Consider the following 6,155-nt stretch of genomic DNA (forward strand, 5'->3'; position numbering starts at 1 on the left):
AGAGAGTTGATAATATGTCAAGGCAATTTTCGGCGTTACCAGAGTCAAACTAAGGGCTGTTTTCGGCGTTTATAGGGTCAAACTAAGGGCAAATTATTGCATTTTGTTGGCAAACTAAGGGCAATCAGGATACTTAGGGGAGGATAAAACATGGATGGTCAGTGTTTTTAACTACCGAGAAAAATGAGAAAAACGAGCGACTCATCCTGTAGGGAGCACAATCGTACACGTATGTACTGTCAGTAAAAGTGCGATTTGCAATTTTGGTGATGATTTTTGCCATTTTGGCAGGTTCAGGCCGCAAAAATAATTTGTTCTTGACAGAAAACGGCTTATAATAGCTTTAGCACTCAGTCATCGAGACTGCTAAGCAGATTTTATAAATAATTAACCATGGAGGTATAACAACAATGGCAAAACAACTGCTGTATTCACACGATGCCCGCACATCCCTTAAAAAGGGCGTGGACCAGCTTGCCGACGCCGTGAAGGTGACTCTTGGTCCCCGCGGACGTAACGTGGTATTGGATAGAAAATTTGGTTCGCCCACAATCACCAATGACGGTGTTACCATCGCCAAAGAGATTGAATTGGAAGACGAATTTGAGAATATGGGCGCCCAGCTCTGCAAAGAAGTGGCTGAAAAAACCCACGACGTTGCTGGAGACGGCACCACCACTGCCACCCTGCTTGCCCAATCCATCATTGAAGAAGGCTTGAAACATGTGACCGCCGGCGTGAACCCGATGTATCTGAAGCGCGGTTTGGAAAAAGCCACCAAGGTGGTTGTGGACAAAATCCACGAATTTTCCACCGAAATCAAAAGCAATGAAGAAATCGCCCAGATCGCGTCGATTTCCGCAAATAACGACCCCGAAATTGGCAGGCTCATCGCCGAAGCCATGGCATCCGTGGGCAAAGAAGGCATCATCAACATCGAAGAAGCCAAGTCCATCGATACCGATTTGGAAAAAGTGGAAGGAATGCAGTTTGACCGCGGCTATCTTTCCCCCTATTTCGTGACCAATGCCGACAAAATGATTGCCGAATTGGAAGACCCCTTCATCCTGATTCACGACAAAAAAATCAGCGTGCTGAAAGACCTTCTGCCCATCCTGCAGGAAATCTCCGGTTCCGGACATCCGCTGTTGGTAATCGCGGAAGACATTGAAGGCGAAGCGCTGGCAACCTTGGTTGTGAACAAGCTTCGCGGCGTTTTGAACGTTGTGGCGGTGAAGGCCCCCGGTTTTGGCGACCGTCGCAAAGCCATGTTGGAAGACATCGCCGTCCTCACCGGTGCCACCGTGATTTCTGAAGAAATGGGACGCCGTTTGGACAGCGCCACCATGGCCGATCTTGGCCGTGCCAAAAAGGTGATTGTGGACAAGGAAAACACCACCATGCGCGAAGGCGCTGGCAGCGATGAAGCTGTGGCAGCCCGCGTGAAACAGATTAAAGCCCAAATCGAGGAAACCACCTCCGATTATGACAAGGAAAAGCTGCAGGAACGCCTGGCAAAGCTTTCCAGTGGTGTGGCTGTAATCCGCATCGGTGCCGCGACCGAAACCGAAATGAAGGAAAAGAAAGCCCGCGTTGACGACGCTCTGCACGCCACCCGCGCTGCAGTTGAAGAAGGAATCGTCCCCGGCGGCGGAGTCACCCTCATCCAAGCTGCCAAAGCCCTCAAAGGCATGAAAGACCTCAGCGGCCACGAAGAAAAAATGGCTGTGGAAATCCTGATGAAAGCTTTGGAAAAACCCGCTTACCAGATCGCTACCAACGCCGGTGAAGAAGGTGCCGTGGTGGTTGAAAAGCTCAAAGGCTACAGAGAAGTTCACATGGGCTTCAACGCCGACAATGGCAAGTTTGAAGACCTCTTGAAAGCCGGCATCATCGACCCTGCCAAAGTGGTTCGCTCTGCCGTGCAACACGCAGTTTCGATTTCGGCTCTGCTGCTCACCACCGAATGTGTGATCACAGACATTCCCGAACCCGAAGCACCTGCTCCTATGCCCAACCCCGGCATGGGCGGAATGTATTAAACATCTCCAATACCATCACATAGATGCCCCTCCAGTTTGGAGGGGCTTTTCTTTGGGCTGAAATTTTCCCGCCAATAAAAAACCGCCCCAGCTATGAAAACCAGGGCGGATGTTTCTTGAGGCTGAATCAGTAGATGATTACCTCGCCATTTTTATAGTCCAGCTTCATCGAATCCTGGGTAAAACCACCCAAAACAGCCTTCGCCATGGCGTTTTCCAAATCTTTTTGGATGAGACGCTTGAGCGGACGGGCGCCATATTGCGGGTCGAACCCGGCTTCGGTGATGTAATCCACCAGCGCGGGAGTCCATTGCAGGGTGATTCCCCTTTCCAAAACCCGCTCCGCCAGGTGGCCAAGCTGGATTTCCACAATTTGACGGATGTTTTCGCGGCTGAGGCGATGGAAGATGATGATGTCGTCCAGGCGGTTCAGAAATTCCGGGCGGAAATACTGTTTAAGGGTGTTCATCAGCAGGGGACGCACGGATTCCAAATCCTGGGCTTCAAAGATTTCCTGGGAGCCGATGTTTGAGGTCATGATAATCACGCTGTGGCGAAAATCCACGGTGCGACCCTTGCCATCGGTGAGGCGGCCATCATCCAGGATTTGCAGGAGGATGTTGAACACGTCGGGATGCGCTTTTTCAATCTCGTCGAAGAGGATGACGCTGTAGGGACGGCGCCGCACACCTTCGGTGAGATAGCCTCCTTCATCGTGTCCAATGTAGCCTGGAGGCGCGCCGATGAGCCTGGAAACGGAGTGTTTTTCCATGAATTCGCTCATATCCAGGCGCAGCATGGCTTTTTCGGTGTCAAACAGATATGCCGCCAGGGTCTTTGCCAGTTCGGTTTTGCCCACTCCGGTGGGACCCAGGAAAATGAAGGAGCCGATGGGACGGTTGGTGTCGCTTAAACCACTGCGGGAACGGCGGATGGCATTGGAAAGCGCGGTGATTCCCTCTTTTTGGCCGATGACCCTTTGGGCGAGGATTTCCTCCAATCCCAGAAGCTTTGCCATCTCGCTTTGCACCAGTTTGGAAACGGGGATGTTTGTCCATTTGGAAACCACTTCCGCCACCATTTCCTCGTCCACTTTTTCCTTCACCAAGGCTTCTTCCCGGGGGTTTTCCTCCTGTTTTTTCAAGAGTTCAGCCAGTTCGGCTTCCTTGGCCTTGATGGTGCCCCATCTCAGTCTGGATGTGGTTTCCAGGTCTCCCTCGCGCTCGGCTTTGTCTGCCTGGCTTCTCAGGGAATCCAGTTCGCTGCGCAATTCCTTGGCGTGTTCAAAGACTCCTTTTTCGTTTTCCCAACGCAGGGTGAGCGCCTTGCTTTCCTCGCCCAGCCGCGCGATTTCTTCCTTGATTTTTTCCAAGCGCTGCAGCGACATGGAATCGGTTTCCTTCGCCAGGGAAAGCCGTTCGATTTCAAGCTGGCGCAGGGAACGGTCAATCTCATCCAGTTCGGTGGGTTTGCTGTCTATTTCCATGCGCAGCATGGCGCAGGCTTCGTCGATGAGATCGATGGCCTTGTCTGGCAAAAAGCGGTCGGCAATATAGCGGTTGCTCATCACAGCCGCTGCCACCAGGGCGTTGTCCGTAATCTGCACACCGTGGTGAACCTCATATTTTTCGCGGATGCCGCGCAGGATGGAAATGGTGTCCTCAACGCTGGGTTCTTCCACCATCACAGGCTGGAAGCGGCGTTCGAGGGCGGGGTCTTTTTCGATGTGTTTGCGGTATTCGTCGATGGTGGTGGCTCCGATGCAATGCAGGGTTCCGCGTGCCAGAGCGGGTTTCAGCATATTGGAGGCGTCCACAGAGCCTTCGGCGGCGCCAGCGCCCACAACGGTATGAATCTCATCGATGAACAGAATTATCTGACCATCGGATTTTTCCACCTCGGAAAGCACGGCTTTGAGGCGTTCCTCGAATTCTCCGCGGAATTTTGCCCCAGCTAAAAGCGCTGCCATGTCCAACTCCAGAATTTCCTTGTTTTTCAAGTTTTCAGGGACGTCCTGAGCCACCACGCGCCGTGCCAAACCTTCCACGATGGCGGTTTTTCCAACACCGGGTTCACCGATGAAAATGGGGTTGTTTTTACGGCGGCGGGAAAGAATCTGGATGCTACGGCGAATCTCGTCATCGCGCCCAATCACAGGGTCCAGTTTTTCCTGTCGCGCCAAGCGGGTGAGGTTGCGGGCATATTTTTCCAAAGCCTGAAATTTGGCTTCGGGGTCTTGGTCTGTAACTCTTTGATTGCCACGCAATTCCTTGAGGGCTTCCAAGAGGTTTTTCTCATCCGCTCCGGCGGCTTTGAGCAAATTCGCGGCTTCACCACCTTTGCCAACCAGCGCTAAAAGCAGGTGTTCCAAGCTGATATAATCATCCTGCAGCCTGCCTGCCTCGGCTTCCGCCTGGTTCAGAATATCCAGAACCTCCTGGGAGATATAGCCTTGCGCGCCGCTGACCCGGGGAAGTTTTTTGAGGGCGTCCTCAATCTGACTTTCCAGAGCGGGGACGGACACTTCCAGCTTTTGCAGGGTGGGAACCACCAAGCCGCCTTCCTGGGCAAGCAATGCCAAAAGCAGGTGCAGGTCCCGGATTTCCTGATTCCCGTATTCCTGTGCCAGAGCCTGCATCTTCTGCAGGGTTTCCTGGCTCTTTATGGTAAATTTTTGAGCGTTCATTTTTACCTCCTTATAAGGTATAAAATAAACGCCCCTGCCAATTTGTCAAGGGAAATTAGCAGTCAATGATGGAGATTGCTAATTATTGTGATCAGCCTGCGGGACAGGAACTTGGCTTATTTTAAACGGGAATATCTGAGCAAAGCTGGCAACAAAAAACCCTCAAATCCCTAAACCTATATCTGGCTTATATTTGGCTTAATAAACATAAGGGAGACATAAGGCGGCAAGCAGGAAAGGGTCGGTTTATGCCGATGAATACAGGCAAATCCCTGCCTCACCCTCCGACGTGGTTTCTTTCAAAAAAAGGGATTACTTCAAAAGCACCTTGGCGCTGAGCAGATGTCCCGGCGCGCTGAGGCTGATTAAATATATGCCGGGAGCGGCTTTATCACCCTGGGAGTCGCGTCCGTTCCAGGTGATTTGGGAATTTCCCTGGGGCAGGTTTTGTTGCCAGGAAGCGAGTTTTTGACCCTTGATATTGTGGATGCTGATGGTGGCGGAGAGGGGGTTTTTGCTTTCGATTTCCAGGCTGGTGCTGTCGCTGAAGGGGTTGGGGCTGGCTTTGCCCAAAATCAGGTCCAAGGCAGGGGAGGGGATTTCAGCTTCAGCTTCGGAGCTGTCCCAGATGCGTGCGACAAATTCGGGATGGTCCACAAAGGGATTGCGGTTGGTTTGAAAGCCCTGCACGGCGTTGTTGCGCTCCACTTCGGTTTGCGTGGGCGGGTCAAAATAGTGCCATTGTATCAAAACGGGCAGCATGTCCACATTCTGAATAAGGAGGCCATCGCCATAGCGGGTATGGAAATAGAGCAGCGCGCGGGCGATGTCGCCCTTGGTTTCATCCGCGGGCTCAAAAACCGTGTAACCGGTGGGACTCATGCCGCGGTAGCTCTGCCAGGGTGTGTAAGTATAATAAATGCTGGCATTTGCGTGGTTGTTGACGTTGTAAACCGGATAGTTGCTGCGGGCGCTGTTCACGTTGGAAGTGCAGGGGAAAAGGTGGTGTACGTCGGCTTTTTTGATGGTGCTTTGGGGGCTGCTGAACCAGCTTTGGCAATAGGTGTGTTCTGTGTTTGGGTTGCTGGAGCCGGTATAGTTGTAGCCCACATCAAATTCAACTCCGGTATAGATGCAGGTGACGAAGCCATCGTGATTGTCCAGCTCCTGAAAGAGGAAGGTTCGGGCGCCTATGTAGTTGGAATATGTATTGGTTGAGATGAGTCCCTGCAGGGCGTTGTAAAGTTCCTGTCCGCTGAGGTCCAAAACGGCGTCATAATAGTTTCCCTGCGCGGCGGCAAAAACCGCAACTGCCAATAGTATCAAGGAAATAAGTGTTCTTTTGGTCAAAATGGTCTCCTTCATGGGGTTTGGGGGAAAAGCAGGCTTTCCACGGCTTCGATGGTGATATGTAAAATCAGGGTGTG

The 6,155-nt window shown here is 52.0% G+C and carries 3 protein-coding genes; 1 reads left to right on the top strand and 2 read right to left on the bottom strand.

The genetic code is table 11. The annotated features are described in order from the left end of the window. Positions 1–410: 410 nt before the first annotated feature. Positions 411–2,042, top strand: a complete 1,632-nt coding sequence (gene groL / locus GX135_00030) for a chaperonin GroEL (GenBank protein NLN84476.1) — start codon at positions 411–413, stop codon at positions 2,040–2,042. Positions 2,043–2,169: 127 nt separating this feature from the next. Here the strand turns inward: groL and clpB are convergent, their stop codons facing one another. Together clpB and GX135_00040 are read right to left on the bottom strand one after the other, a co-directional pair. Next, positions 2,170–4,728: an ATP-dependent chaperone ClpB gene (clpB, locus tag GX135_00035; GenBank protein ID NLN84477.1), complete on the bottom strand. Its 2,559-nt coding sequence runs from the start codon at positions 4,726–4,728 to the stop codon at positions 2,170–2,172. A 312-nt stretch (positions 4,729–5,040) separates the two neighbouring features. Next, positions 5,041–6,078: a T9SS type A sorting domain-containing protein gene (locus tag GX135_00040; GenBank protein NLN84478.1), complete on the bottom strand. Its 1,038-nt coding sequence runs from the start codon at positions 6,076–6,078 to the stop codon at positions 5,041–5,043. Positions 6,079–6,155: the final 77 nt, after the last annotated feature.

This window comes from Candidatus Cloacimonadota bacterium (assembly GCA_012522635.1).
Taxonomy (GTDB): Bacteria; Cloacimonadota; Cloacimonadia; order Cloacimonadales; family Cloacimonadaceae; genus Syntrophosphaera.

Excerpts from the sequence above, each read along its gene's own strand:
- groL (NLN84476.1), top strand. The coding sequence starts at position 411 with ATGGCAAAACAACTGCTGTATTCACACGATGCCCGCACATCCCTTAAA.
- clpB (NLN84477.1), bottom strand. The coding sequence starts at position 4,728 with ATGAACGCTCAAAAATTTACCATAAAGAGCCAGGAAACCCTGCAGAAG.